The organism is Leifsonia sp. Root227 (assembly GCF_001428745.1).
GTDB lineage: Bacteria > Actinomycetota > Actinomycetes > Actinomycetales > Microbacteriaceae > Leifsonia.
Genome location: NZ_LMIO01000001.1, coordinates 592,422 through 616,908 on the forward strand (window position 1 = coordinate 592,422; position 24,487 = coordinate 616,908).

24 protein-coding genes and 1 tRNA gene are annotated in these 24,487 nt (G+C 67.8%); 17 read left to right on the top strand and 8 right to left on the bottom strand.

What is annotated here, in order from left to right; genetic code table 11:
• The first annotated feature begins 109 nt into the window (after nt 1-109).
• Nucleotides 110-1,327: an ATP-binding protein gene (locus ASE16_RS02775; protein WP_235500271.1), complete on the top strand. Its 1,218-nt coding sequence runs from the start codon at nt 110-112 to the stop codon at nt 1,325-1,327.
• The gene (locus tag ASE16_RS02780; protein WP_235500272.1) at nt 1,324-2,073 is read left to right on the top strand and encodes a LuxR C-terminal-related transcriptional regulator; all 750 of its coding nucleotides are present in this window, start codon (nt 1,324-1,326) and stop codon (nt 2,071-2,073) included. The genes ASE16_RS02775 and ASE16_RS02780 overlap by 4 nt, the downstream gene beginning before the upstream one ends.
• On the opposite strand, the gene ASE16_RS02785 is transcribed toward ASE16_RS02780, so the two are convergent.
• Nucleotides 2,070-3,284 (bottom strand): pyridoxal phosphate-dependent aminotransferase, encoded by a 1,215-nt coding sequence (locus ASE16_RS02785; RefSeq protein ID WP_055890334.1) that lies wholly within the window; start codon nt 3,282-3,284, stop codon nt 2,070-2,072. The genes ASE16_RS02780 and ASE16_RS02785 overlap by 4 nt on opposite strands.
• A 194-nt stretch (nt 3,285-3,478) precedes the next feature.
• Here ASE16_RS02785 and ASE16_RS02790 point away from each other — a divergent pair.
• The 7 genes from ASE16_RS02790 (at nt 3,479) to ASE16_RS02820 (ending at nt 8,979) form a co-directional block, all read left to right on the top strand.
• Nucleotides 3,479-3,551 (top strand) — tRNA-Trp (locus ASE16_RS02790).
• A 43-nt stretch (nt 3,552-3,594) separates the two neighbouring features.
• Nucleotides 3,595-3,867 carry a preprotein translocase subunit SecE gene (secE, locus tag ASE16_RS02795; protein ID WP_055890336.1) on the top strand — a complete coding sequence of 91 codons (273 nt, stop codon included), beginning with the start codon at nt 3,595-3,597 and terminating at the stop codon, nt 3,865-3,867.
• 69 nt (nt 3,868-3,936) lie between these two features.
• On the top strand, nt 3,937-4,857 hold the full coding sequence (gene nusG / locus ASE16_RS02800; protein WP_055890338.1) for a transcription termination/antitermination protein NusG: 921 nt from the start codon (nt 3,937-3,939) through the stop codon (nt 4,855-4,857).
• 119 nt (nt 4,858-4,976) lie between these two features.
• Complete coding sequence (gene rplK, locus ASE16_RS02805) at nt 4,977-5,408, top strand: 50S ribosomal protein L11 (RefSeq protein WP_055890341.1); 432 nt, start codon at nt 4,977-4,979, stop codon at nt 5,406-5,408.
• 74 nt (nt 5,409-5,482) lie between these two features.
• A complete protein-coding gene (rplA, locus tag ASE16_RS02810; protein WP_055890344.1) occupies nt 5,483-6,172 on the top strand; it encodes a 50S ribosomal protein L1 in 690 nt (229 codons plus the stop codon).
• A gap of 208 nt (nt 6,173-6,380) precedes the next feature.
• Complete coding sequence (locus tag ASE16_RS02815; protein WP_235500279.1) at nt 6,381-8,378, top strand: protease pro-enzyme activation domain-containing protein; 1,998 nt, start codon at nt 6,381-6,383, stop codon at nt 8,376-8,378.
• 67 nt (nt 8,379-8,445) lie between these two features.
• On the top strand, nt 8,446-8,979 hold the full coding sequence (locus ASE16_RS02820) for a GNAT family N-acetyltransferase (protein WP_055890346.1): 534 nt from the start codon (nt 8,446-8,448) through the stop codon (nt 8,977-8,979).
• On the opposite strand, the gene ASE16_RS02825 is transcribed toward ASE16_RS02820, so the two are convergent.
• Complete coding sequence (locus ASE16_RS02825; RefSeq protein ID WP_055890348.1) at nt 8,976-9,944, bottom strand: NADP-dependent oxidoreductase; 969 nt, start codon at nt 9,942-9,944, stop codon at nt 8,976-8,978. The two genes, ASE16_RS02820 and ASE16_RS02825, sit on opposite strands and share 4 nt — an antisense overlap.
• A gap of 139 nt (nt 9,945-10,083) precedes the next feature.
• Here ASE16_RS02825 and ASE16_RS02830 point away from each other — a divergent pair, with 139 nt between their 5' ends.
• Nucleotides 10,084-10,776 (top strand): DUF998 domain-containing protein, encoded by a 693-nt coding sequence (locus tag ASE16_RS02830; RefSeq protein ID WP_162255963.1) that lies wholly within the window; start codon nt 10,084-10,086, stop codon nt 10,774-10,776.
• Between the two features lie 13 nt (nt 10,777-10,789).
• Here the strand turns inward: ASE16_RS02830 and ASE16_RS02835 are convergent, their stop codons facing one another.
• Nucleotides 10,790-11,431: a YqaJ viral recombinase family protein gene (locus ASE16_RS02835; RefSeq protein ID WP_055891500.1), complete on the bottom strand. Its 642-nt coding sequence runs from the start codon at nt 11,429-11,431 to the stop codon at nt 10,790-10,792.
• A 94-nt stretch (nt 11,432-11,525) separates the two neighbouring features.
• The gene (locus ASE16_RS02840; protein WP_055890353.1) at nt 11,526-12,581 is read right to left on the bottom strand and encodes a Gfo/Idh/MocA family protein; all 1,056 of its coding nucleotides are present in this window, start codon (nt 12,579-12,581) and stop codon (nt 11,526-11,528) included.
• A 116-nt stretch (nt 12,582-12,697) separates the two neighbouring features.
• Here ASE16_RS02840 and ASE16_RS02845 point away from each other — a divergent pair, with 116 nt between their 5' ends.
• Entirely contained in the window at nt 12,698-14,692 is a 1,995-nt protein-coding gene (locus tag ASE16_RS02845; protein WP_157480027.1) for a cell wall-binding repeat-containing protein, read from the top strand.
• Between the two features lie 43 nt (nt 14,693-14,735).
• Entirely contained in the window at nt 14,736-15,755 is a 1,020-nt protein-coding gene (locus tag ASE16_RS02850) for a cell wall-binding repeat-containing protein (RefSeq protein ID WP_162255964.1), read from the top strand.
• Nucleotides 15,756-15,817: 62 nt separating this feature from the next.
• Here ASE16_RS02850 and ASE16_RS02855 read toward each other — a convergent pair whose 3' ends face one another.
• The 3 genes from ASE16_RS02855 to ASE16_RS02865 all read right to left on the bottom strand — a co-directional run bounded on the left by ASE16_RS02855 (nt 15,818) and on the right by ASE16_RS02865 (nt 18,994).
• The gene (locus ASE16_RS02855; protein WP_055890358.1) at nt 15,818-16,567 is read right to left on the bottom strand and encodes a ThuA domain-containing protein; all 750 of its coding nucleotides are present in this window, start codon (nt 16,565-16,567) and stop codon (nt 15,818-15,820) included.
• Complete coding sequence (locus ASE16_RS02860; RefSeq protein WP_055890360.1) at nt 16,564-17,673, bottom strand: Gfo/Idh/MocA family protein; 1,110 nt, start codon at nt 17,671-17,673, stop codon at nt 16,564-16,566. The genes ASE16_RS02855 and ASE16_RS02860 overlap by 4 nt, the downstream gene beginning before the upstream one ends.
• Nucleotides 17,674-17,794: 121 nt before the next feature.
• Nucleotides 17,795-18,994: an ROK family transcriptional regulator gene (locus tag ASE16_RS02865; RefSeq protein WP_055890363.1), complete on the bottom strand. Its 1,200-nt coding sequence runs from the start codon at nt 18,992-18,994 to the stop codon at nt 17,795-17,797.
• 141 nt (nt 18,995-19,135) lie between these two features.
• On the opposite strand from ASE16_RS02865, the gene ASE16_RS02870 reads away from it, so the two are divergent.
• The 5 genes from ASE16_RS02870 (at nt 19,136) to ASE16_RS02890 (ending at nt 23,812) form a co-directional block, all read left to right on the top strand.
• A complete protein-coding gene (locus tag ASE16_RS02870; RefSeq protein WP_235500287.1) occupies nt 19,136-19,879 on the top strand; it encodes a sugar phosphate isomerase/epimerase family protein in 744 nt (247 codons plus the stop codon).
• Nucleotides 19,876-20,982: a Gfo/Idh/MocA family protein gene (locus tag ASE16_RS02875; RefSeq protein WP_055890365.1), complete on the top strand. Its 1,107-nt coding sequence runs from the start codon at nt 19,876-19,878 to the stop codon at nt 20,980-20,982. The genes ASE16_RS02870 and ASE16_RS02875 overlap by 4 nt, the downstream gene beginning before the upstream one ends.
• Nucleotides 20,983-22,083, top strand: coding sequence for a Gfo/Idh/MocA family protein (locus ASE16_RS02880; protein WP_055890367.1), 1,101 nt, complete (start codon nt 20,983-20,985; stop codon nt 22,081-22,083).
• Nucleotides 22,080-23,123 carry a sugar phosphate isomerase/epimerase family protein gene (locus ASE16_RS02885; RefSeq protein WP_055890369.1) on the top strand — a complete coding sequence of 348 codons (1,044 nt, stop codon included), beginning with the start codon at nt 22,080-22,082 and terminating at the stop codon, nt 23,121-23,123. The genes ASE16_RS02880 and ASE16_RS02885 overlap by 4 nt, the downstream gene beginning before the upstream one ends.
• A 68-nt stretch (nt 23,124-23,191) precedes the next feature.
• Complete coding sequence (locus ASE16_RS02890; RefSeq protein WP_055890371.1) at nt 23,192-23,812, top strand: pentapeptide repeat-containing protein; 621 nt, start codon at nt 23,192-23,194, stop codon at nt 23,810-23,812.
• A gap of 1 nt (nt 23,813) precedes the next feature.
• On the opposite strand, the gene ASE16_RS02895 is transcribed toward ASE16_RS02890, so the two are convergent.
• Nucleotides 23,814-24,485, bottom strand: coding sequence for an ABC transporter ATP-binding protein (locus ASE16_RS02895; RefSeq protein WP_055890373.1), 672 nt, complete (start codon nt 24,483-24,485; stop codon nt 23,814-23,816).
• Nucleotides 24,486-24,487 lie beyond the last annotated feature (2 nt).

A 24,487-nucleotide genomic window follows, 5' to 3' on the forward strand; every position in this document is an offset into this window, starting at 1 on the left:
GATCCTGGCGCGGCCCGGATGGGCGCCGGTATCGGGTATCACCCTGAGTCGTCCCTGATTCGCGGCGCCCGGGGTGTCGGGGATGAGCGGAGTCTGCTTGGATTTCACCGTGACCGACACGTTCGCGCCTGGAAGCGCTCCAGCCGCCCGCCCTCCGCGGGTGCCGCTGGCGCGCCCGCGGATATGCGAGCTGAGCGGGGTGAGCGTCGCGCTCGCCGACCACCTGGGTTGGCCGGTCACGATGGTGCGCTGGCTGTTCGTGGCCCTCGGTCTCGTCGGCGGAGCGGGCGCGCTCCTCTATCTGTGGCTGTGGGCGCTCACCCCGCTGCGCCCTGCGACAGCGGCCGACCCGCAGGAGCAGGTGGTGCGTCGCATCCCCGTTTCCTGGCTGCTGCTCGGGGCCTCGGGGGTCGCCGGAGTCGCGGCGGTGGCGCTCGCCGCTGTCGGATCGTCTCCGTTCGGGCTGCTCGCGGCGATCGGTGCGAGCATCCTGTTCGCAGTGGCCTGCGTCGCCTGGGACCAGCTCGTCGACATCGGGGACGTCGCCCGCGGCCCTGCCACCTCGCGCACGCTGCGCATTGCGGCCGGCGCGTTCCTGGTGGTGATCGCCGTCGCGCTGAGCTCGCTTGTCGACAGGGCGGGCACCGGCTGGCTGTGGCTCGGGATCATCGCGTCCACATTCGCGGGAGCCGCCGTACTTGTCGGACCGTGGGCGCTCCGGCTGTGGCGTGAGCTGATCGCCGAACGAACGGCGCGCATCAAGGAGGAGCAGCGCGCGGAGATCGCGGCGCACCTCCACGACTCCGTGCTGCAGACGCTCGCGCTCATCCAGAACAGGGCAGGTGCGTCGAGCGAGGTCGCCCGCATCGCCCGCGCCCAGGAGCGCGAACTGCGCGAGTGGCTGTACGCGGACGCAGGCGACGACAGGGATGCGCAGGTCCGCGACCTCGCCTCCGACCTGCGGGCCGCGGCCGCTTCCCTCGAGATCGACCACGCCGTGCACTTCGACGTCGTCGCCGTCGGCGAGCCGGTCGAGCACGCGCCGTCCGAGCTCGCCGCCGCTGCCAGGGAGGCCATGCTGAACGCGGCTCGCCACGCAGGAGGCGAGGTCTCCGTCTACGTCGAGAGTCGCGCAGGCGGGGTGGACGTGTTCGTCAGAGACCGCGGCCACGGCTTCGACGTCGACGCGCTGCCGGAGGGCAGGCTTGGCGTTCGGGAGTCGATCATCGGCCGGATGCGCAGGGCGGGCGGACACGCGACCGTCACCTCGCGCGAGACAGGCACGGAAGTCCAGCTCAGCATCGAGTACGCGAACGAGGCACCATGACAGACCACCAGAACGACGCACAGGATGCCGCATCCACCGCACCCGCAGCGGATGCCGCGGCCGACCGATCGGACGCACCCACCGCATCCACCCCGGCCCCGATCACCGTCGTGATCGTCGACGATCACTCCATCTTTCGGTCCGGCCTGCGCGCCGACCTCGACCACAGACTCACCGTGGTCGGCGAGGCCGCCGACGTGGATGCGGCGGTCGCGGTCATCCTGGCCACCCGCCCCTCCGTCGTCCTCCTCGACGTTCACCTGCCTGGCGGCGCGGGCGGCGGGGGAGCCGAAGTGGTTCGGAAGACCATCGCCGAGTGCCAGGACACCCGTTTCCTCGCCCTGAGCGTCTCCGACGCTGCAGAGGACGTGGTCGGCGTCATCCGGGCCGGCGCCCGCGGTTACCTCACCAAGGGAAGCTCCGGCGGCCAGGTGAGCGACGCCGTGGTCGGCGTCGCGGGAGGGGACGCCGTGTTCTCACCGCGCCTGGCCGGTTTCGTGCTCGACGCCTTCGGGGCGGCAGCCGGGGAGCAGGCGGAGTCCACGGACGAACTCGACAGACTGTCTGCGCGCGAGCGCGAGGTGATGCGCCTCATCGCCCGCGGGTACTCGTACAAGGAGGTCGCTGCCGACCTGTTCATCTCGATCAAGACCGTCGAGACCCACGTCTCCGCTGTGCTGCGCAAGCTGCAGCTCTCGTCCCGCCACGAGCTCACGGCGTGGGCACTGGAGCGGAAGCTGCTCTAGGCACCGTCCGGCGAGGCGAACAGGCGCTGCATCCTGCGCACGCCTTCGAGCAGTTCGTCGTCGCCGAGGGCGTACGACAGCCGTAGGTAGCCGGACGGCCCGAACGCCTCGCCCGGCACCGTCGCGACCTCCGCCTGCTCCAGGATGAGGTCGGCCAGCTCGAGGGATGTGGTCGGCGTAACGCCGCCCCAGGTGCGACCGAGCAGCCCGGAGACGTCAGGGTAGACGTAGAAGGCGCCCTGCGGGGTCGGGGTGACGATGCCGTCGATCGCATTCAACTCCGCCACGATCGTGCGGCGGCGACGGTCGAACGCAAGCCGCATCTGCTCCTCCGGCTCCTGCGTGCCCGTGAGGGCTTCGAGGGCGGCGCGCTGCGAGATGTTGGAGACGTTCGATGACAGGTGCGACTGCAGGTTGGCCGCTGCGGCGATGATGTCGGATGGGCCGACCATCCAGCCCACCCGCCAGCCGGTCATCGCGTACGTCTTGGCGACGCCGTTGACCAGGATCGTGCGGTCCGCGAGCGATGGGACGGCCTCGACGATCGAGACGGCCTTCACGCCGTCGTACGTGAGGTTCTGGTAGATTTCGTCCGCGATCACGAACAGGCCGTTCTCGTCGGCCCAGCGCCCGATCTCCTCGACCTGCTCCGGCGAGTACACGGCGCCCGTCGGGTTGGACGGGGAGACGAAGAGCAGCACTTTGGTGCGGTCGGTGCGGGCGGCCTCGAGCTGGTCGACGGTCACGAGGTAGCCCTGGTCCGCCCCGGCGAAGACGTCCACCTGCACGCCCCCCGCGAGTTTGATGGCCTCTGGGTACGTGGTCCAGTACGGGGTCGGGACGAGCACCTCGTCGCCGGGGTCGAGCAGCGTGGCGAAGGCCTGGTAGACGGCCTGCTTCCCTCCGTTGGTGACGACGACACGGGATGCGGGCACCTCCAGCCCGGAGTCCCGCCGCGTCTTCTCCGCGATGGCCTCGCGCAGCTCGGGGAGACCCGCCGCCGGCGTGTACCGGTAGTTGCGGGGATCGTTCACAGCCGCGACGGCCGCGTCCACGATGTTCTGCGGCGTGACGAAGTCCGGCTCTCCCGCTGCGTAGCTGATCACGGGGCGGCCCTGCGCCTTGAGTGCCTTCGCCTTCGCATCCACCTTGAGCGTCGCCGATTCGGCGATGGATGCGATCCGTCTGGAAATGCGCTGCTGTGCGGTCACGGGGCCCAACTTTACAGTGCGGTCCACGTCACATACACTTGGTCGCGGTAGTTGAAATCTGCCAAGCTTTTTTGCGCCCTTTTTCACTTGAGGACGGTCGGCGGAACTGCCTCGCTCGCTGAGGAATCTCCGAGCGTGATCGGCTAGCCTTGGTCGAGAAGGTGCGCGGGAAGGCTACGCGATTTCGCTTTCATAGGGCGGTGGCTCAATTGGTAGAGCAGCGGTCTCCAAAACCGCAGGTTGCAGGTTCGAGTCCTGTCCGCCCTGCAAGTCGTCGCTTCAGGTGGCGACCCACGAAAGGTGTAACAAGGTGGCCCGAAAAGTTATCGACGAGCCGAGCGAGGAAATCGTCGCCAACGCGAAGAAGGACCGCGCCGCAAAGCGTGGACCCTTCGCACGGATCGCTCTGTTCATCCGCCAGGTCATCGGCGAACTGAAGAAGGTCGTCACCCCGACGCGCAAGGAACTCCTGAGCTACACCGGAGTCGTGCTCGTCTTCGTGGTGATCATGATGGCGCTCGTGTCCCTGCTCGACTGGATCTTCGGACTCGGTGTCGTCTGGGTCTTCGGAAACCCGTCCTGAACCCTCGCCGACGTCACGGCCTTCCCGAGAGCCGCGTGACCGGCTACCGACAGAAATGGAATGAATTCAGTGTCTGAGACAAATCGCGACGACGTGGACTGGGCGACCGCAGCCGAGCAGTCCTCCGAAGACGATGAGGCGCAGACCGGCAACGTTCTGGCCAGCGAAGAGGAGTCGGTCGACGCAGCGGAGCACGAAGCCCTGCACGTCGTCGCAGAGGACGGAACCGAGATCGACCTGGATGCGGTCCTCGACGCGATGGCGGAGGCCGTCGACCCCGAGGCCGACCGCGCCGTGGACGAGGCCCTCGAGGTCGACGACGACCAGGAGGCGGAAGCCGCCGTCGAGGCCGTCGAAGACGAGGACGAGGCAGCGACGGACCCGTACGAGGAGTTCCGCGCCGAGCTGCGCAGCAAGATCGGCAAGTGGTACGTCATCCACTCGTACGCCGGTTTCGAGCGCCGCGTGAAGTCGAACATCGAGAACCGCATGGTCTCCATGAACATGGAGGACTTCATCTTCGAGGTCCAGGTTCCGATGGAAGACGTGGTCGAGATCAAGAACGGCCAGCGCAAGATGGTCAACCGCGTGCGCATCCCCGGCTACGTGCTCGTGCGCATGGACCTCAACGAGGACAGCTGGTCCGTCGTGCGGCACACGCCCGGCGTCACCGGCTTCGTCGGCAACGCGCACAACCCGACGCCCCTGCGCTTCGAAGAAGCATTCTCGATGCTGAAGAGCCTCGTGCAGATCGAGGCGGCTCCGGCGAAGGGCGCGGCGAAGGGCCAGAAGGCCGCTCAGCGCGTCATCCCCGCAGAGGTCGACTTCGAGATCGGCGAGACCATCACGATCAAGGAAGGCTCGTTCGCGGGCCTGCCCGGTTCGATCAGCGAGATCAAGCCGGAGAGCGGCAAGCTCACCGTCCTCGTCTCCCTGTTCGAGCGCGAGACCCCGGTCGAGCTCAGCTTCGACCAGGTCACCAAGCTCTGATCGACGAGAGCCCCAAGCACCCAGTTTTCTAGAACACCGGATCTCGGAAAGGCCGAGAAACCGGGAGAGCCGTTCAGGATCGCATCCCGAACGCTCGAATACACAAAGAAGGAAGAAACATGGCACCGAAGAAAAAGGTCACTGGTCTGATCAAGCTTCAGATCAACGCCGGCGCCGCCAACCCCGCACCGCCGATCGGTCCGGCGCTGGGTCAGCACGGCGTCAACATCATGGAGTTCTGCAAGGCGTACAACGCGGCGACCGAGTCGCAGCGTGGCAACGTCATCCCGGTGGAGATCACCGTCTACGAGGACCGTTCGTTCACGTTCGTCCTCAAGACGCCGCCGGCCGCTGAGCTCATCAAGAAGGCCGCAGGCGTCCCCAAGGGCTCCGGCGTCCCGCACACCACCAAGGTCGGCAAGCTGACCCAGGAGCAGGTGCGCGCGATCGCCGAGCAGAAGATGGTCGACCTGAACGCGAACGACATCGACGCAGCGTCGAAGATCATCGCAGGCACCGCCCGTTCGATGGGCATCACGGTCGAGGCGTAAGCCCTCGTCCTTCACAGACACATCCGTGGCAGAGCCGGCCAGGCTCGCACCACATTCTCGACAGGAGAAACCACATGGCACAGAAGTCAAAGGCCTACCGGGCCGCGGCCGAGAAGATCGAGGCCGGAAAGTTCTACACCCCCACCGAGGCCGTCACGCTGGCGCGTGAGACCGGCTCGAGCAAGTTCAACTCGACCGTCGAGGTCGCGCTGAAGCTCGGCGTCGACCCGCGCAAGGCGGACCAGATGGTCCGCGGTACCGTCATTCTTCCTCACGGTACCGGCAAGACCGCGCGCGTCATCGTGTTCGCGACGGGTCCGGCCGCCGAGGCTGCGATCGCCGCAGGCGCTGACGAGGTCGGCGGCGCCGAGCTCATCGAGAAGGTCGCCGGTGGATACACCGACTTCGACTCGGCCGTCTCCACCCCGGAGCTCATGGGCCAGGTCGGCCGTCTCGGTAAGGTGCTCGGCCCGCGTGGCCTCATGCCGAACCCTAAGACCGGCACGGTGACCCCGGACGTGGCCAAGGCCGTTTCCGACATCAAGGGTGGAAAGATCGAGTTCCGCGTCGACAAGCACGCCAACGTGCACTTCGTCGTGGGCAAGGCGGCCTTCACCGCGGAGCAGCTCGACGAGAACATCAAGGCTGCGCTCGAGGAGATCATGCGTCTCAAGCCGTCCTCCTCGAAGGGCCGTTACGTGCAGAAGGGCGCCGTGTCGACCACGTTCGGCCCCGGCATCCCGCTGGACGTCAACGCCATCTAAGCAGGCTCGTTTTGTTCGAAAAGGTCGTCTCCGGTTTCCGGAGGCGGCCTTTTCTGCGTGCGCGAGCTGTTCTGCGCTGAGAATTCTTCAGTCGTGTAAAAGAATGCAACAGAACTGTCTACCCCTCTTGTGGCGGTAGAACTGTGGGGTCTACTCTCGCGATTGGCGCGCGTCGCGCGCCGCTCACTGTCGAGTAAGGATCAACTTCATGACAACTCGCACCACCAGACGCGTCCTTCACAAAAGGACCGTCGGAATCATCGCCACCGCGGCCGCCGCGGTGGCTTTGTCGATGGCGGGGACCGGAGCAGCGAACGCGGCCGACAGGGTCACCTTCGCCGACTCCGTGCCGAGCTGGGCGACTGCAGCAAACGATGCAGGAGCCGCCCCGACGGACGAGACAGTCCAGGGCGAGATCTATCTCCCCCTGCGCGACCAGAACGGCGCAGAAGCGCTCGCGAAGGCCGTCTCGAATCCGGTCACCTCAGGCTTCCGCAAGGCGCTGAGCCCGAGCCAGTGGATCAACAGGTTCTCGCCGACGCAGGCGGACGCGGATGCTGTCGTCAGCTTCCTGAAGACCGCCGGCCTCACGATCACCGCCGTCCCTGCGAGCAGGCAGTACGTGGTCTTCCGCGGAACGCCCGACCAGCTCGGTTCGATCTTCGGAACGTCGCTGCACTCGTTCGACTACGCGGGCAAGAAGCTCGTCGCGCCGACCTCCGCACCGTCGCTCCCCGCAGCGGTCGGCACGAAGGTGTCCGGCATCAGCATCGAGCAGTCGCGCACGCTGACCAAGCCGGACTCGATCAAGCAGGGTGACCTCGGCGCATCCGGCACCCCGCAGCTCAGCCGCAAGGCGGCAGCTGCCCCGGTGGTCGCGACGCCGTGCTCCCACTACATCGGCGAGCACGTCGTGACCGTTCCTGCGAGCTACAACGGCCAGACGCAGTACAGCACGTTCAACTGCGGCTACACCCCGTCGCAGCTGCGTACGGCGTACGGCCTCGACAAGCTCAACAAGAGCGGCGTCAACGGTTCCGGCCAGACGGTCGCGATCATCGACGCGTACGCGAGCCCGAGCATCGTGAAGGACGTCAACTCATACTCGCAGCAGAACGGCGAGCCCGGCCTGAACAACTCGAACTACCAGCAGCTGGTCCCGAAGCCGAGTGACTTCACCGACCAGGAGCTGTGCCAGCAGCCGAGCGGATGGCAGGGCGAGCAGACGCTCGACGTCGAATCCGTGCACGGCATCGCACCTGGTGCGCGCATCCTGTACGTGGGTGGCACGGACTGCAGCGGTGGCCTCGACGTCGCCATGTCGAAGATCCTCGACAACAAGCTGGCCACGATCGTCAGCAACAGCTACGGAAACGTCGGAGAGGCTGTCCCGGCCGATGTGATCCAGGGCGAGGTCAACCTGCAGCTCCAGGCGGCAGGCGAGGGCATCGGCCTGTACTTCTCGAGCGGTGACAACGGCGACGAGGTCGCGAACCTCGGATACCCGTCGCCCGACTTCCCGGCTTCCTCCCCGTGGGTGACCTCGGTGGGCGGCACGAGTCTCGGCATCGACAAGAACAGCAAGATCTCGTTCGAGACCGGCTGGGGCGACACCGTCGACCAGATCGTCAAGAACCCGGACGGTTCGCTCGCATACGCTGAGCCGCTGCCTGGCACGCGGTTCGTCGGCGGAGCTGGCGGTGGAGTGAGCGCTGTGTTCGCTCAGCCCGACTACCAGAAGAACGCCGTCCCCGCCGCGCTGGCGAACGGTCACCGCGTCTCTCCTGATGTGGCCGCCCTCGCAGACCCCTACACCGGGTTCTCGATCGGCATCCGTCCGATCATCGACGACAGCACCCTGGAGACGGGCGACTACGTGAACGAGACGTACGGCGGAACCTCGCTGGCCACTCCGATCGTGGCGGCCCAGATCGCGATCGTGCAGCAGGCGACGCACGCGCAGATCGGGTTCGCGAACCCGACCCTGTACGGCATCAAGCGCATCCTGCCGAACGCCTTCCGCGACGTGCTGCCGCAGAACCCGACGCAGGCCGTGGCATACACCAGCGCAACCAGCGGCAACAGCTACCTGGTCTCCTTCGATCAGGACACCACGCTGAAGACCGCCAAGGGATACGACGACGTCACCGGCCTCGGCGGTGTGTCGTTCAACCTGCTCTCCCTGGTCGCAGCGGGACGCCACTAGCGTCCAGCGCACCGAAACGGCCGGTCGTCCCTTCTGGGGCGGCCGGCCGTTTCAGTATGGTGGTCTGGTGACCGTCATCATCCGCTCCGCAGAGGCACGGGATGCGCGGGGGCTCGCCGCCGTCGCCGCCGTGACCTTCCCGCTCGCCTGCCCTCCGCACACCACAGAGGAGGCGAAGGCGGCGTTCGTCGCGACGATGCTCTCCGAGGAGAAGTTCGGCGAATACCTCGCAGACGACGCCCGCGTGCTGCTGATCGCGGAGAGCGAGGACGGCGAAGCCGTCGGATACACGATGGTGAACCTCGGCGAGCCGGCGGACTCCGACGTGAGTGCCGCCATCCGCATCCGCCCGTCCAGCGAGCTGAGCAAGTGCTACGTGATGCCGGGCCACCACGGGGCAGGGGTGGCGAGCGGGCTCATGGAGGCGAGTCTCGCGGCGGCGGCGCAGGCCGGTGCATCCGGGATCTGGCTGGGGGTCAACGAGGAGAACGCCAGGGCGCAGCGGTTCTACGCCAAGAACGGGTTCGAGCGGGTCGGCTCCAAGCAGTTCCTGGTGGGCGACCGGCTGGAGGACGACTGGGTGATGGAGCGGGCGCTCTAGCCTTCCGCCACCTTCAGCACGATCTTGCCGCGCGTGTGGCCGGATTCGATCGCTCGGTGGGCCTCCGCGATCTGTTCGAGCGCGAAGATCTGATCGACGTGCACGCGTACGTTGCCTGACTCCAGCAGACGGGAGATCACGGCGAGCGTGTTGCCGTCCGGCGCAACCTTGAAGTCTGTGCCGCGGACTCCCGCTGCCGCCGTCTCCTCCTCGAAGGTCGGCCAGCTCCCGGTTGGCGCGTTGACGATGAGTCCGCCGGGGCGGAGCACCCGCAGGGAGCGAGTGCCCGTGTCGTCGTGAACGTTCCCGATCAGATCGATGACAACATCCACTTCGCCGGCGACGTCCTCGAACCTGGTGGTCGCGTAGTCGATGACCGACGACGCCCCGAGCGTGCGCAGCCACGAGGCGTTCGACCCGGATGCGGTGGCCGTCACCTGCGCGCCGAAATACGACGCGAACTGGACCGCGAAATGGCCGACGCCTCCGCTGCCGGCGTGGATGAGCATCCGCTGCCCCTCGTGCGCCTTCGCAACCTCCACCACCATGCCCCACGCGGTGAGCGCGGCCAGCGGCGCGCCGGCGGCCTCGATGTGCGAGAGCGTCGACGGTTTGCGCACCACGCTGAGACTCGGCACAGACACGTATTCGGCGTATGTTCCGCTGAACCGGGGGACCATCACCATCCCGAACACCTCGTCGCCCGGCTTGATCGGATGCGCGCGGTACGGCGACTCGACGACCACCCCGCTGAAGTCATGGCCGAGCACGGCAGGCAGGTTCCTGATGGCGCCGAAGACCCCACGGCCAGCCCTGGTCTTGGCGTCGATCGGATTCACGCTCGCCGCGACCACCTTGACCAGGAACTCCGCGTTCACCCGGTCCGGCGTCGCGATCTCGCCGATCCTCAGCGCGTCGGCGTCGCCCGGCTGGGCGAGAAGCGCGGCTCGCATCGTCTTCTGCATTCGTCGTCCCCTCATCGGCTGGTTCTCAGTCAATCCCGCCAATGCTTCAGGGGTGTTTCGGTCGCGTCACCGCTGATGAACAATGCGTTTCGGATACCCCCAGGACGTTTCCAGGGGCGGTCTGGTTAGGATGCTCCTCGTGAGCAGAGTGCTGCGTGTGGTGCGCCAACCGTTCGCGGCACCCATGCTCGCGCGCGGCTGGCAGCGCGCTGTGCCCGTGCTGCTGGCGCTCGGGACGATCGCGGTGCTCGGAGGCCTGACCATCATCTGGGCCGCGCGGCTGACCGTGCCGTACCCGGTCTACGTGAGCGAGCTCGGCGCCCAGGGCGCGCCGACCGCGACGCCGTTCGCCATCGCGCTGCTCTGCATCGCGGCCGGCGGGTTCTCGATCGCGCTGGCGAGCGGGCACATCCGGTCGTCGGCCAGGCTGCTGAACCGGTGGGCGCCGGCCGTCACGCTCGGGTTCGCGGCGATCTGCTTCGTGGTCGCGTCGCAGGTCACCTGCACTGCTGCGTGCCCCGTTCCGATCGCAGACCCGCGGTCGACGGTGCAGGACCTCGTGCACACGACGACGGCCGTGCTGGGCTTTGCGGCGGCGTGCTATGCGATGCTGCAGGTGGCGTTCGCCGGCACGGTGCCTCGGGTGGCCAGGTTCTCACTGGTGAGCTGCTTCGCGGTCGCCGCCATCACCATCGTCGGCGGACTGCTCGCGCTCGTGCATGTGGCGACCGACGTCGGGGCGTGGCTCGAATTGATCGGCACGACCGTTGCCATCGCGTGGCTGGCGATCTACTCGCTCACCTTGGTGCGCGTTCCCGTCGTCGCGGACTAGGCGACGAGGACGCCTAGGACGACTGCGGGCTGGTGGCGCGACGCAGCGCGTCGATGAGGTCGCCGGCCAGCGCCACGAGCTTCGCGATCTCGTTCTCGTCGCGGTCGACCCAGCGGCACTCCGGCTCGTCGTGCAGCGGCACGAACCCGGAGTGCTGCTCCCAGACGAACAGGGTGCGCTCCGCCCCGAGCACGTATTGCTGCCACCAAATCTGCCTCAGGTAGTTGCGCGGGACACTGCGGAACGGCTTGTTCGTGGTCTTGATCTCCGCAAGCTCGATGCTGCCGCTCGCGCGGACGGTCAGGCCGTCCGGTGTCGCGAGATGACGCCTGTCCCGCTCGGCGTGATAAAGCGCATCCGACGGCTGGATGCCGTGGGTGGCGGCCACCCACGCCGCGATCTCCGGTTCGCGTGAGCGGCCGTGCTGCGTGTACACGTTGCCGGAGAACCCGGTGCCGTGCAGCTTGTCGTACGCAGCGGACTGCACGGAACGCGGCGTGGAGAGCTTGGCGACGTCTGTCGCGGTGATGCCGCGGCTGCGGGCACGCAGCCAGCCGACCCTGTCGCTGGAGTGCGCGACGACCCTGGTGAGGTGCCCGCGGAGGACGCGGTCCGCATCCGGTGCTTCGAGCTGGAACTCGAGCTCGGCCTGCACGCGCTCCGCCTGCACGACCTCCGCCGGCCGAAGGTCGACGAGGGAGGCTGGGCGGGTCAGAACAGGATCGAGCACCCGTCCATTCTCTCTCGCATCAGCCGGCTGTGGCGGACCCCACGCCTGTCACGCCGAGCTGGCGGCGGGCCTCGTCGATCGTCTCGATCGTCTGCACAGCCTCGGCCAGTGGATGCACGGGCGAGTCGGTGCGACCTTCCGTCACGAAGCGCGCGAGGGCTGCCGCCTCGTACGACATGCCCTCACGATGCGGGCGGCCGTACGGGTCGTTCCAGTCGAGCACGGGCGCATCCCCGCCCTGCACCAGGCGTAGGCCGCTCGCCGACCAGAACGGGCTGCCGGTCTCGACGCGCGCCTCTGAGCCGCAGATCGTCGCGAGCGACGGCGTCGCGGCGCGCAGCCCGGTGCTGAGCAGCGCCTGCGCCCCGCTCAGCGACGAGAGGATGAGCGACACCTGCTCGTCGACACCCGTGGGCGCGAGCGTTCCTGCCGCGATCACTCCTGCCGGTCGGCCGATGGCGAACGACGCCCAGGACACGACGTACACGCCGAGGTCGAGCAGCGCGCCTCCGCCGAGCGCAGGATCGAAGAGACGACTGGTCGGATCGAAGCGCGCATTTCCGCCGAAATCCGCTGTGACGATGCGCACGTCGCCGAGCACGCCGTCGTTCAGGAGCTGCCGGATGATGTCGGTCTGCGGCAGATAGCGCGTCCACATCGCCTCCATCGCGAACACCCCTGCGGCTTTCGCGGCGCGCTCGATCCGACGGGCGTCCTCCGCGTCGGCGGCGAGCGGCTTCTCGACCAGCACACTCTTGCCTGCTGCGATGGCGAGGAGGGCGTGCTCAGCGTGCTGGGTGTGCGGCGACGCCACGTAGACGACGTCCACCCCCGGATCCTCGACCAGCTCCACGTACGAGCCGTACGAGCGCTCCACGCCGTGCGCGGCGGCGAACGCGGCGGCGCGCTCCGCCGATCGGGACCCGGCTGCCACCACCCGCTGCGTCGTGTGCTTGTGCAGCGCATCCGTGAAGTCGGCGGCGATCCCGCCTGGCGCGAGCACGCCCCAGCGGAGCGGAGGCGCGTCCGTCGGGTCGGGGTGACGCGGGTCGGGGAGTGAGGTGATTCGGACCATGGGAACAGTCTGGCGCAATCGCCCAGCGTCGCTCCACACGAGAGAGAAAAACTCCTGTTATTAAAACATATCAATACTAGAACTGCGTATTTGTACCTATTAGCCTGAAGTTTCTGTTGAAACGGCTGGGTGCGGAGGGTCGCGCCCGCTCTTGTGAAAGGACTCGGATGCGTAAGCCCCTGTATGTGCGGCGATGGACGACGGGTGCCGCAGCCGCCGCCACGCTTGTGTTGTCGGCGTGTATCGGAGTCGCTCCAGCCGGAGCCGTGGGCGCTCCGGTCCCACCGACTGACTTCATGACCTATGACTTCGACACGGGCGAACGGATTGCGGACACTCCATACGATGGGGCCACGGGAAACAGCGGCTTCGTGACCGAAGTAGCCGACAACGCATTCCGCTTCACCGTGAAGATCGCAGCGGCGGCACGGGCTGAGCAGTACCGTCCGGTTCTGCAAGCGGTCGCCAACGAACTGCGGGCAGCAGGGGTCGCCGATCTGACCATTGCTCCCGGGCAGTTTTCACTCAGTCCCGAACCAAGCGCGACGGTGCCCCGGCACGAGATCCATTTCTTCACCTTGCCGTCCGGCCCGTGTGGGGCGGGTTTTGCCGGGTGCGCCATCGCTTATCAGCAGGGCAGAGCGAGCGGCAAAGACTTCGACAACCTCGTGACGGCCGCGAAGAACTGGATCTACCCCGTCGTCGACGGCTATTCGCCTCAGAACAAGCATCACGTGGTCGCACACGAGATCGGCCACGCGCTCGGGCTGAAGCATTACGACGCGCCGTTCCAGGGTGTGAATCAGGTGATGCATCCGTCGAAGTACGACTCGTCGACGTTCCAGAACGGTGATCGGGCAGGCCTCGCCTACCTGGGACGCGATGAGCGGCCCATCGGGACGCTCGAGCCGGTGACGTTCCCGTCGTCAGGGAAGATTCGTGCGACGGGATGGGCGTTCGACCCGGATCAGTGGAAGGCTGCGACGGTCAGGATCACAGTGGACGGCGGGATCGTCAAACAGTTCGACACGAGTGTCAATCGGCCGGATGTCAACGCGGCGTACCGGCTGCCCAGCTTCGCGCCGCGTGGGTTCGATGTGACGTTCGATGTCTCGGCGGCTTCACACGTGGTCTGCATGACAGTGCTGAATTATCCGCGTGACACATATACTCCCGCCGGTTCGTGTCAGACCGTCACCTCGAAGGGTGCTTTGACGTCGACACGCATTCAGGGCGGCGACCGCTATGAGTCCGCTGCAGCGGTGTCGCGCACGGCCTTCCCCACGTCTGCCCCTGTCGTGGTGGTCGCCAGTGGAGAGGCCTTCCCGGACGCGCTGGCGTCCGGACCGGTCGCTGCAAAGCTGGGCGGCCCGTTGCTCTTGACGCAGGGAACCGCGCTCACTGCGCCGACGAAAGCTGAGATCGCCCGACTCAAGCCGAGCAAGATCATCGTCTCCGGCGGCACTGCGTCGATCAACGACGCCGTCGTGAACGAGCTGAAGAAGCTGGCCGGGTCGGTCGTTCGTGTGTCGGGCGCCGACCGTTATGAAACGTCTCGGAAGCTTGCGTCGTATGCGTTCTCGAGCGCATCGGTCGCTTTCGTCGCTTCCGGGGACACGTTCCCTGACGGACTCTCCGCTGGTGCGGGCGCTGCGGGCAGGGGTGCTCCCCTGCTGCTGGTGAGCTCAGGTCCGACCGCCGCGGACGCGGCGACGGGGAGCCTGGTGAAGTCGCTCAAGGCGACAGCGGTCAGGGTGGTCGGCGGCACGGCCGTCGTGTCCGCGAGCACGCTGAACACGGTGAAGGCATCCGTCGCCGACACACAGCGGGTGGCAGGCGCCGACCGGTTCCTGACGTCGGTCGCGGTCGCGAAGAACTACTTCCCCACGGCCACTTCGCAGGTGTTCGTCGTGAACGGACTGAACTTCCCGGACGGGCTGGTCTCCGCCCCACTCGCCGCGGTGAAGAAGGCGCCCGTATTCCTCTCGCCCGGCCACTGCCTCAATCGCGAAGTACTGACCCAGATGGACAGGCTCGGCGCCTCTCAGCTCACTCTGATCGGCGGCACGACGTCGCTCAACGCTGATGTCGCTGCCGGACGGATCTGCTGATTCGACAGGGCCCGTCCGGAACACAATCGATAAGAAATAGATGATGCGTAAAACACCACTCACCGTAGCGACGATCGTGGGTGCTTTCGCCCTCGCATTCGCCGCCCCCGCCGCGAACGCTACGCCGACGGAGGCACCGCGCGTCACGGAGCGGCTGGCAGGCGCCGATCGTTTCGCGACCGCTGTCGCCGTCTCGGCGAGCGCGTATCCCGATTCGGCGCCGGTCGTCTATCTGACCAGCGGCGTCAACTTCCCCGACGCGCTGTCAGCCGGGCCGGTCGCCGCCACTCAGGGCGGTCCTGTGCTGCTGACCAAGTGGGACCAGGTTCCCGCCGTGACGACAGCCGAACTCAAGCGACTCTCACCGAAGAAGATCGTCCTCGTCGGCGGGACATCCGCGCTCGCGCCCAGCGTCGAGAAGAAGATGATGTCACTCGCACCCCAGGTCGTGCGCGTCGCAGGGGCCGACCGATACGACACGTCACGGCGACTGGCAGAGGCCACCTTCACCAGCCCGGTTTCGACCGTCTATCTCGCCACGGGCAAGGACTACCCGGATGCGCTTTCCGCTGGTGCCGCCGCAGGAACAGTGGGCGGCCCCGTCCTTCTGGTCGACGGCGACGCCGATCGGCTTGACGCCGCCACGCAGGCGACCGTGAAGAAGCTCGCGCCGGGGAAGCTTGTGGTCGCCGGTGGCCCGACGGCCGTCTCGGACGGCGTCCTCGCAAACGCGATGTCCATCGTTCCTGTCGCGTCCCGCGTTGCAGGATCGGACCGTTTCGAGACGTCGGCTGCGATCGGCAGCACATTCGGCAGCGCGACGCACGCCTACCTCGCCTCCGGCTGGAATTACCCGGACGCGCTCGTCGGATCCGCTCTCGCCGGCAAGAACGGTCAACCTCTGTACGTCATCATGCCCACGTGCCAACCAGCCGGCATGGTCCTCGGCGAACGCGAGCTGGGAATCACCGAGCTGACCATCATCGGCGGAACGCACACAATCAGGGACACCGCGATATCGACCCACGACGGCTGCAGCGTTCCCGGCCCTGCCATCCCCTGACCAACGACCGTGGGGGCCTGCGCTCATCGCCTCGACGAGCGCAGGCCCCCACGGCGCGCGACCTACCTCGGCCAGACGCCCGCATCCGGGTTGGAGACCTCCGGCGCCGTGCGTGCGCCGGCCACGGGAGCCGCCCAGCGCACGCCGTTGGCGAGCACTCTGCGCACCTGAGGGTGGAAGTACACCGGGTACTCCTGGTCGCCTGGGCTGAAGTAGAAGATCTTGCCGCGGCCGCGCGTGAACGTCACGCCGGAGCGGAAGACCTCTCCGCCGGTGAACGAGCTGATGAACACCAGGTCGTCCGGGGTCGGGATGTCGAAGAACTCCCCGTACATCTCCTGCGCCTCGATCACGATCGGCTGCTCGACGCCCTCGGCGATCGGATGCGTCGGGTTGACGTTCCAGACCAGCTCGCGCTCTCCGCCCTCCGGATTGCGCCAGGCGAGCGAACAGGTCGTGCCGAGCATCCGGATGAAGATCTTCGAGAAGTGCCCGGAGTGCAGCACGATGAGGCCCATGCCGCCGAGGACGTGCTGGCGAACGCGCTCAACGACCTCGTCTGCGACCTGGTCGTGGGCGATGTGCCCCCACCAGAGCAGCACGTCCGTGTCGTCGAGAACCTCCTCGGTGAGGCCGTGCTCGTCGTCGGCGAGGGTGGCGGTGCGCACCGCCACGTCGGAGCCGAGCACCTCGCTCAGCCCTTCGGCGATGGCGCCGTGGATGCCCGCGGGATAGATCGCGGCGATGTCCGGTTGGGTGGCCTCGTGGACACCCTCGTTCCACACGGTGACGCGCAGTGCTGACATGCTCATGCTCCCTTCGTGGCCGGCTCGAGCACGACTTCGGCGTTGCGGCGCGCCGACTCGTACGCCGCGTCGATGACGCGGGCGCGGTCGAGGGCGCGCGAACCGTCGTACTGCGACCAGTTGGCCTGATCCGCGACGTGCTCGAGGAAGGTCTCGACCACGGCCAGGTGGCCGCGGCCGGGGTCGGCGGCGACGCGCACGTCCGAGGTCGCCTCTCCTTCTCCGGTGAAGATCGTCAGCTCTCCGGCAGGCGCGTAGTCGACGACGCGCAGATCGGCGCCGCCCTCCGTGCCGTACAGCGTGATGCCGAACTCGTCGCCGGCCGGACGGTATGCCGCCCAGCTCGTCTCGAGCACGATCGAGCCGCCGCCTTCGAGGCGCAGCAGCAGGCTGGCGAGATCCTCGACCTCGTATGCGGAGCCGACGTCCTGCTTGTTGCCTGCAGCGCCGCCTCGGCCGCGGGAGCCGAGCTCCGAGTGCGTCACAGCGGAGACCGCGGTCACCTTCGGCTCGCCGAACAGGTGCAGCGCGTAGTCGAGCACGTGAACGCCGATGTCGATGAGCGGTCCTCCGCCCGCCATCTCGCGGTTGGTGAACCAGCTGCCGAGAGCCGGGATGCCCGCCCTGCGCAGCCAGATCGCACGCGCGTGGTACGGGCGGCCGATCTGGCCGGCGTCGATCGCGGCCTTCAGCGCCTCGATGTCGCCGCGGCGGCGGTGGTTGAACGCGACCTCGAGCACGCGGTCTGCGGTGTGCGCCGCATCCACCATCGCCTGCGCCTCGTGGGCGGTCCTGGCGATCGGCTTCTCGCTGAGCACGTGGATGCCGGCCTCCAGAGCGCCGACGGCGATCGGGGCGTGCAGGAAGGTCGGGACGGCGACGCTCACCACGTCGATCCCTCCGTCCTCGACGAGCTCGTGCCAGTCGCGGTAGAGGCGGGTGACGCCGTACTTCTCGCCGAGCTCGGCGCGCGGCCCGTCCTCCATGCCCGCGATGGCGACGAGTTCGACCCCTGGCAGGGTCGCGTACGCATCCATGTGCTGCTGGCCTGCCCAGCCGAGTCCGATGACGGCGGCTTTGATGGTCTCGCCGGGTTTCGTCGCAGTGGTCACGACTGTCCTTCCGTTCTGTGTTCCGTGTGGTGGTCGATGGGTTGTCGAAACGATTCGATTTCGCGGGGGTGGGGGCGGATGCGGGTGCTGGGGGACGGGCGCTGAGGCGGAGGTTCCTGGCTCAGCGGCCCAGGGGTCTCGCGTATCTCTGGTTGTCCTCGACGGGGTCGAGGGCGTGCTGGATCACCATGATCGCGGCGCCGATCACGCCGCCGGTTTCGCCGGAGCGCGACTGGGTGATCGTGAGGTGCTGCGTCGCCAGCGGTGTCGACCGCTGGTAGACGACCTCGCGGATGCCGGCGAGGAGTTGCTCGCCGACCCGGGAGAGACTGCCGCCGACGATGACGAGCGAGGGGTTGAGGAGGTTGACCGATGTCGCGATGACCTCGCCGAGGTCGCGGCCGGCCTGGCGGATCGTCTGGAGCACGGTCGGGTTGCCTGTGCGGGCCAGGTCGACCACATCGTCGCTCGTGCGTGCCGGGATGCCGAGCGCTGTCAGCGTGCGCGCGATCGCCGGGCCGGACGCGAGCGCTTCGAGGTCGGCGTCCTGGGCTCCGTGGCTTGGGGTGTCCGCCCCGAACGGCACGCGTACGTGACCGAGGTCGCCTGCCGAGCCCTGCGCGCCACGCTGCAGCCTGCCGCCGTTGATGATGCCGGCGCCGATGCCGGTCGCCACCTTCACGAAGAGGAGGTCGGACTGGTCGGGCCACATGAGGGCGTGCTCGCCGAGCGCGAGCAGGTTGACGTCGTTGTCCACGAGCACGGGGACGTCGAACGTCCTGCTGACGTACGCGGGGATGTCGAAGCGGTCCCAGCCCGGCATGATCGGCGGATTGACGGGCAGACCCGTCGAGTGCTCGACGGGGCCGGGCACGCCGATGCCGACTCCGACCAGCTCGCTCAGCGGGCGGCCGGAGGCGGAGAACAGCCGCTCTGCGGTCCCGAGAGCCCAGTCGAGGATCGGCTCCGGTCCATCGGTGATCAGGATGCGCTGCGACTCGCTGGTCAGGATGTTCCCCGCCAGGTCGGCGAGAGCGACGACTCCGTGCGTCGCACCGAGGTCGATCGCGATGACGACTCGCGACTCCGGGTTGAAGCGGATGCGGGCAGGCGGTCGTCCGCCCGTCGAAACGTCGTCGCCGGCAGGCGCGACGAGACCGGATGCGGTCAGGCTGTCGATCCGCACCGCGACCGTCGAGCGGGCGAGCCCTGTCAGCTCCGCCAGCTGGGCGCGCGTGCGAGGGACGCCGTCGCGCAGGATCGCCAGCAGGCCGGCGGCGTCCGGGGCGACAAGCGGCTGCTCGCGCACGCTGTCGGTCATGAGGGTATTGAACCACACGGTTCCTGGAGCGAACAAAGTCTGATTTCTCTCACGCGACTTTTGATTGACATTCGGCAGAAGTCTGGATTGAATGGGTACCGTCGCCATCAGGCGCGCCCCATCCACTCGACGAGGAGAAAAGTGTCGAAGTCCAACCTCTCCGTGCAGCTCTACACCGTTCGTGAGCTCCTGACCGACGACACGGTCGGCACCCTCAAGCGCATCGCAGACCTCGGGTTCACCCAGGTCGAGCCGTTCGCGTTCCTCGAATTCGGCGACGACCTGCGTCGCGGTCTCGAGGAGACGGGCCTGACTGCGCCCACCACCCACCAGGGATTCATCGGCGGCGACCTCGAGCCCGTCTTCGAGGCGGCCAAGGCCCTCGGCATCCCCACCGTCATCGACCCGTTCGTCGCGCCGGAGCGCTGGCAGACGGCGGAGAGCGTCGACGAGATCGCCGCTCAGCTCAACGAGGCGGCCGAGGTCGCGGCCCGCTACGGCGTCCGCGTCGGCTACCACAACCACGCCCACGAGCTCGAGAGCACGATCGACGGCGTGACAGCTCTGGAGAACTTCGCGAGCAAGCTCGCACCCGAGGTCGTCCTCGAGGTCGACACGTACTGGGTGGCCGTCGGCGGCCACGACCCCGTCGAACTCCTCGGCAAGCTGGGCGACCGCGTCGTCGCGCTGCACATCAAGGACGGCCCGGGCACCACGGAGACCAAGGACCAGGTCGCCGTCGGCAAGGGTTCGCTGCCGATCGAGCAGATCATCGCAGCGGCTCCGAACGCGCTCCGCGTGATCGAGCTCGACGACTCCCGCGGCGACCGGTTCGAGGCTGTCGCAGACAGCATCGAGTTCCTCACCGCCAAGGGCCTCGCGTGAGCGGCGGAAAGGTCGGCGTCGGCGTCATCGGCGCCGGCGTCATCAGCACCGAGTACCTGACCAACCTCACCACTTTCCCGGATCTCGACGTGCGCTTCGTCGCCGACATCGACGAGCCGCGTGCCAAGGCGCAGGCCGAGAAGTTCGGCATCGCAGGATCGGGCTCTGTCGCCGACCTTCTCGCCGACGACCAGATCGAGATCGTCGTGAACCTCACGCTTCCCCGCGTGCACGTCGAGGTGGCGCTGCAGATCCTGGATGCGGGCAAGCACGTCTGGAGCGAGAAGCCGTTCGCGCTCGACCGCGTCAGCGGCACCGAGCTGCTCACGGCTGCGCACGAGAAGGGGCTGCGCGTCGCGACGGCGCCCGACACCTTCCTCGGCGCCGGCATCCAGTCGGCTCGTCGTCTGGTCGAGAACGGCCAGATCGGCGCCCCGCTCACCGCCCTGACCCTCATGCAGAGCCCCGGCCCGGAGTCCTGGCACCCGAACCCCGACTTCCTGTTCCAGGAGGGCGCGGGCCCGCTGTTCGACATCGGCCCGTACTACCTCACCGCTCTCGTCCAGCTCTTCGGCCCAGTCGCGCGCGTCAGCGCGGTCGCGTCGAAGGCCAAGGAGTCGCGCGTCATCGGCTCCGGACCCCGCGCCGGAGAGGAGTTCGCCGTGACGGTGCCGACCCACGTCAGTGCGCTCTACGAGTTCGAGAGCGGGCAGACGGCGCAGAGCATCTTCAGCTTCGACTCCAAGCTCGGCCGCACGCAGTTCGAGGTGGCGGGTGTCGAGGGCACGCTGGTCGTCCCCGACCCCAACACGTTCGTCGGCGACCTTCTCGTCCACGGCGCCGACGGTGTCGAGACGTTCCCGTCGACCGGATCGACCTCGAGCAGGGGGACGGGCGTCGTCGAGCTGGCCCGCGCGATCCGCGCTGGGGTGCCGGAGCGCGCATCCGGTGAGCAGGCGTACCACGTGCTCGACGTCATGGTGTCGACCATCGAGGCCGGGCTCGCGGGTGCTCCCGTCGAGGTGCAGAGCACCGTCACGGTCGCACCTGCCCTGCCGGAGGATTGGGACCCGCGCGCTGCCACCCTCGGGCAGGATGGCTGAATGACGGAGAAGACGGCAGGACCGCGGCCGAGAGTCGCCATCGTCGGCGGCGGATTCATGGCGCAGGTGCACTCCAGGGCCGCCCGCAACGCGCGGGCGGAACTGGCGGGCATCGTCTCGTCCAGTCCGCAGAAGTCCGCCGCTGCTGCGGCCGACCTCGGCATCGCCAGGGCGTACGACTCGCTCGACCAGGTGCTCGCCGACGACACGATCGACGTTGTGCACGTCTGCACGCCGAACGCGCTGCACGCAGGGCAGGCCGCCGCGGTGCTCGCCGCAGGCAAGCACGTCGTCTGCGAGAAGCCGCTCACCACCACGGTCCGGGATGCGGAGGCGCTCGTCGCCGCCGTCGGCGACCGCACCGCGACGGTGCCGTTCGCCTATCGCTTCCACCCGATGGTCCGAGAGGCCCGTGACCGGTTCGCATCCGGTGCGGCAGGCCGGGTGCTCACCGTGAACGCGTCGTACCTGCAGGACTGGCTCCTCGGCGCCGACGACGACAACTGGCGGGTGGATGCGGCGTCAGGCGGCCGCTCCCGGGCGTTCGCCGACATCGGCTCCCACCTGGTCGACCTGGTCGAGTTCGTCAGCGGCGACAGGGTCTCCCGCGTCTCCGCCACCAAGAAGACCTACTTCTCCGACAGGGCGGCGCACTCCGGCATCACCACGGAGGACGCGGTCGCCGTCGTCATCGAGACGCGTTCAGGCGGCATCGGAACGCTCCTGGTTTCGCAGGTCGCCCCCGGCAGGAAGAACCGTCTGCTGCTCGAGATCGCCGGGAGCGCAGAGAGCGTCGAGTTCGACCAGGAGCAGCCGGAGACGCTGTGGGTCGGCAAGCGGAAGGGCAGTCTGCTCATCCCGCGCGACGCCGATCAGCTCAGCGCGGACGCCGCACGCCTGTGCGTCGTGCCGTCCGGGCATCCACAGGGCTACCAGGATGCGTTCAACGCGTTCGTGGCAGACACATACGCGGCCATCGGCGGGGCTGACCCCGACGGGCTGCCGCGCTTCACCGACGGGCTGCGCGCCGTTCGGGTCACCGAGGCCGTGCTCGACTCAGCGGAGTCCGGCACATGGATCGAGATGGGAACAGAGGAATGACAGACAACGCGAACACCGGCAAGGAGCTCGCCAGCACGCATCCGGTGACGCTGTTCACCGGGCAGTGGGCCGACCTCACGCTCGAAGAGGTCGCCCAGTACGCGAGCGAGTGGGGCTACGACGGCCTGGAGATCGCCTGTTCAGGCGAACACCTCGACGTGTGGAGGGCGGCGGAGGACGACGCGTATCTGCAGGGCCGCCTCGACATCCTGAATAAGTACGGACTCAAGGTCTGGGCCATCTCCAACCACCTCAAGGGTCAGGCTGTCTGCGACGACCCGATCGACTTCCGCCACCAGGCGATCGTCGGCTCGAAGGTCTGGGGAGACGGCGAGCCGGAGGGTGTGCGCCAGCGCGCCGCCGAGGAGCTGAAGCTCACCGCGAAGGTCGCCCGCAAGCTCGGCGTCGACACGGTGGTCGGGTTCACCGGCTCCAAGATCTGGCCGTACGTCGCCCAGTTCCCGCCCGTACCCGCCGACGTGATCGACGCCGGATACCAGGACTTCGCCGACCGGTGGAACCCCATCCTGGATGTGTTCGACGGCGAGGGCGTCCGCTTCGCCCACGAGGTGCACCCCTCCGAGATCGCCTACGACTACTGGTCCAGTGTCCGGTCGCTCGAAGCGATCGACCACCGCGAAGCGTTCGGCTTCAACTGGGACCCGAGCCACATGATGTGGCAGGACATCGACCCTGTCGGGTTCATCGTCGACTTCAAGGACCGCATCTACCACGTGGACTGCAAGGACACGCGGCTGCGCCCGAAGAACGGCCGGGCCGGTGTGCTCGGCTCGCACCTGCCGTGGGGCGACCCGCGTCGCGGTTGGGACTTCGTCTCGACCGGGCACGGCGACGTGCCGTGGGAGGACTCCTTCCGTGCGCTCACCTCGATCGGCTACGACGGCCCCATCTCGATCGAGTGGGAGGATGCAGGCATGGACAGGCTGCACGGCGCCAAGGAAGCGGTCGGCTACATCCGCTCGCTGCTCTGGAAGCAGCCCACCGCGTCGTTCGACGCCGCGTTCAGCAACCAGGACTGAGTCAGACCGAACGATCCGGCACCGGCCGTCGGCGCGCAGGCGTCGGCGGCCGGTGCTTGGATGGGGTCATGACGGACAGTGGACGACGCAGCAGAATGCCCGTGACCGAGACGACGGTTCGCGGTGAGGACTGGTACGGCCGTGACCTCGACGGGGACGAGTTCGAGCGGGTCGAGTTCATCGACGTCGACATGACGGAGCTGACCAGTTCCGGCGCCGTCTTCACCGAGTGCACCTTCCTCAACGTCAAGTTCAACGTCAGCAGCCACACAGAGTCGGCGTTCGTGAACTGCACGTTCACCCGCTGCAACTTCTTCGACACCAGCTTCACCCGCTGCAAGCTCACCGGCAGCCAGTTCGACGGCTGCGAGTTCGGCCTGCTGAAGGTCGTCGGAGGCAACTGGTCGTTCACGAGCTTTCAGAAGGCCGAGCTGCGCGGCGCCGACTTCACCGGCGTCCGGCTGCGCGAAGCCGATCTGGGCTATGCACGCTGCCAGGAGGCCACCTTCGCCGGGTGCGACCTCTCGGCGTCCTGGTTCGAGGGAGCCGACTTCAGCGGGGCGACGCTGCGGGGGAGCGACCTCACCGGCCTCGACCCCCGCAACACCACTCTCAGGGGCGCCGTCATCGACGACCGCCAGGCGGTGGCGATCGTCGAGGCGCTCGGGCTGGTGGTTCTGCCGGCCTGAGTCAGGCCACGTCCTTCACCTGGCCGTGTTTGATGTGCAGGCGACGCTGCGCACGCTTCGCGACCGCGGAGTCGTGCGTGACGATCACCAACGTCAGACCGCGGTCGCGCCAGAGCCCTTCGAGCAGGTCCATGATCTCGTCACGGGTCTCCTCGTCCAGGTTGCCCGTCGGCTCGTCCGCGAGCAGCACGTTCGGGTTCTTCACCAGAGCGCGCGCGATGGCGACGCGCTGCTGCTGACCGCCTGACAGCTCGCTCGGCAGGTGGCTGCCGCGGTCGGCGAGGCCGACGGAGGCGAGCGCTTCCGCCGCGCGCCTCTTCCGCTCATCGCTGCTCACCTTGAGCGGTGCGAGAGCGGTCTCGACGTTCTCCTGGGCTGTGAGCGTCGGGATGAGGTTGAATCCCTGGAAGACGAACCCGATCTCGTTGGCCCTGATGGCGGTGAGCTTGCCGTCGCCGAGCCCGGACAGGCTGGACTTCTCCAGCTCCACCGATCCCGTCGTCGGTCGGTCCAGTGCACCGAGCATCTGCAGCAGAGTGGACTTGCCGCCACCGGTCGGCCCCTGGATGGCGACGAGCTGGCCGTCCGGGATGTGCAGGGTCACGTCGTTGAGGGCGACGACCTCGCGCTTCGACTGCGAGTACTTCTTCGTGACGTTGGTGAGCGTGTACACGT

Coding starts and splice junctions, on each gene's coding strand:
- ASE16_RS02850 (WP_162255964.1), top strand. CDS start 14,736: ATGCGTAAAACACCACTCACCGTAGCGACGATCGTGGGTGCTTTCGCC.
- ASE16_RS02880 (WP_055890367.1), top strand. CDS start 20,983: ATGACGGAGAAGACGGCAGGACCGCGGCCGAGAGTCGCCATCGTCGGC.
- ASE16_RS02780 (WP_235500272.1), top strand. CDS start 1,324: ATGACAGACCACCAGAACGACGCACAGGATGCCGCATCCACCGCACCC.
- rplK (WP_055890341.1), top strand. CDS start 4,977: ATGGCACCGAAGAAAAAGGTCACTGGTCTGATCAAGCTTCAGATCAAC.
- ASE16_RS02890 (WP_055890371.1), top strand. CDS start 23,192: ATGACGGACAGTGGACGACGCAGCAGAATGCCCGTGACCGAGACGACG.
- ASE16_RS02855 (WP_055890358.1), bottom strand. CDS start 16,567: ATGAGCATGTCAGCACTGCGCGTCACCGTGTGGAACGAGGGTGTCCAC.
- ASE16_RS02815 (WP_235500279.1), top strand. CDS start 6,381: ATGACAACTCGCACCACCAGACGCGTCCTTCACAAAAGGACCGTCGGA.
- ASE16_RS02840 (WP_055890353.1), bottom strand. CDS start 12,581: ATGGTCCGAATCACCTCACTCCCCGACCCGCGTCACCCCGACCCGACG.
- rplA (WP_055890344.1), top strand. CDS start 5,483: ATGGCACAGAAGTCAAAGGCCTACCGGGCCGCGGCCGAGAAGATCGAG.
- ASE16_RS02885 (WP_055890369.1), top strand. CDS start 22,080: ATGACAGACAACGCGAACACCGGCAAGGAGCTCGCCAGCACGCATCCG.
- ASE16_RS02825 (WP_055890348.1), bottom strand. CDS start 9,944: ATGCAGAAGACGATGCGAGCCGCGCTTCTCGCCCAGCCGGGCGACGCC.
- ASE16_RS02865 (WP_055890363.1), bottom strand. CDS start 18,994: ATGACCGACAGCGTGCGCGAGCAGCCGCTTGTCGCCCCGGACGCCGCC.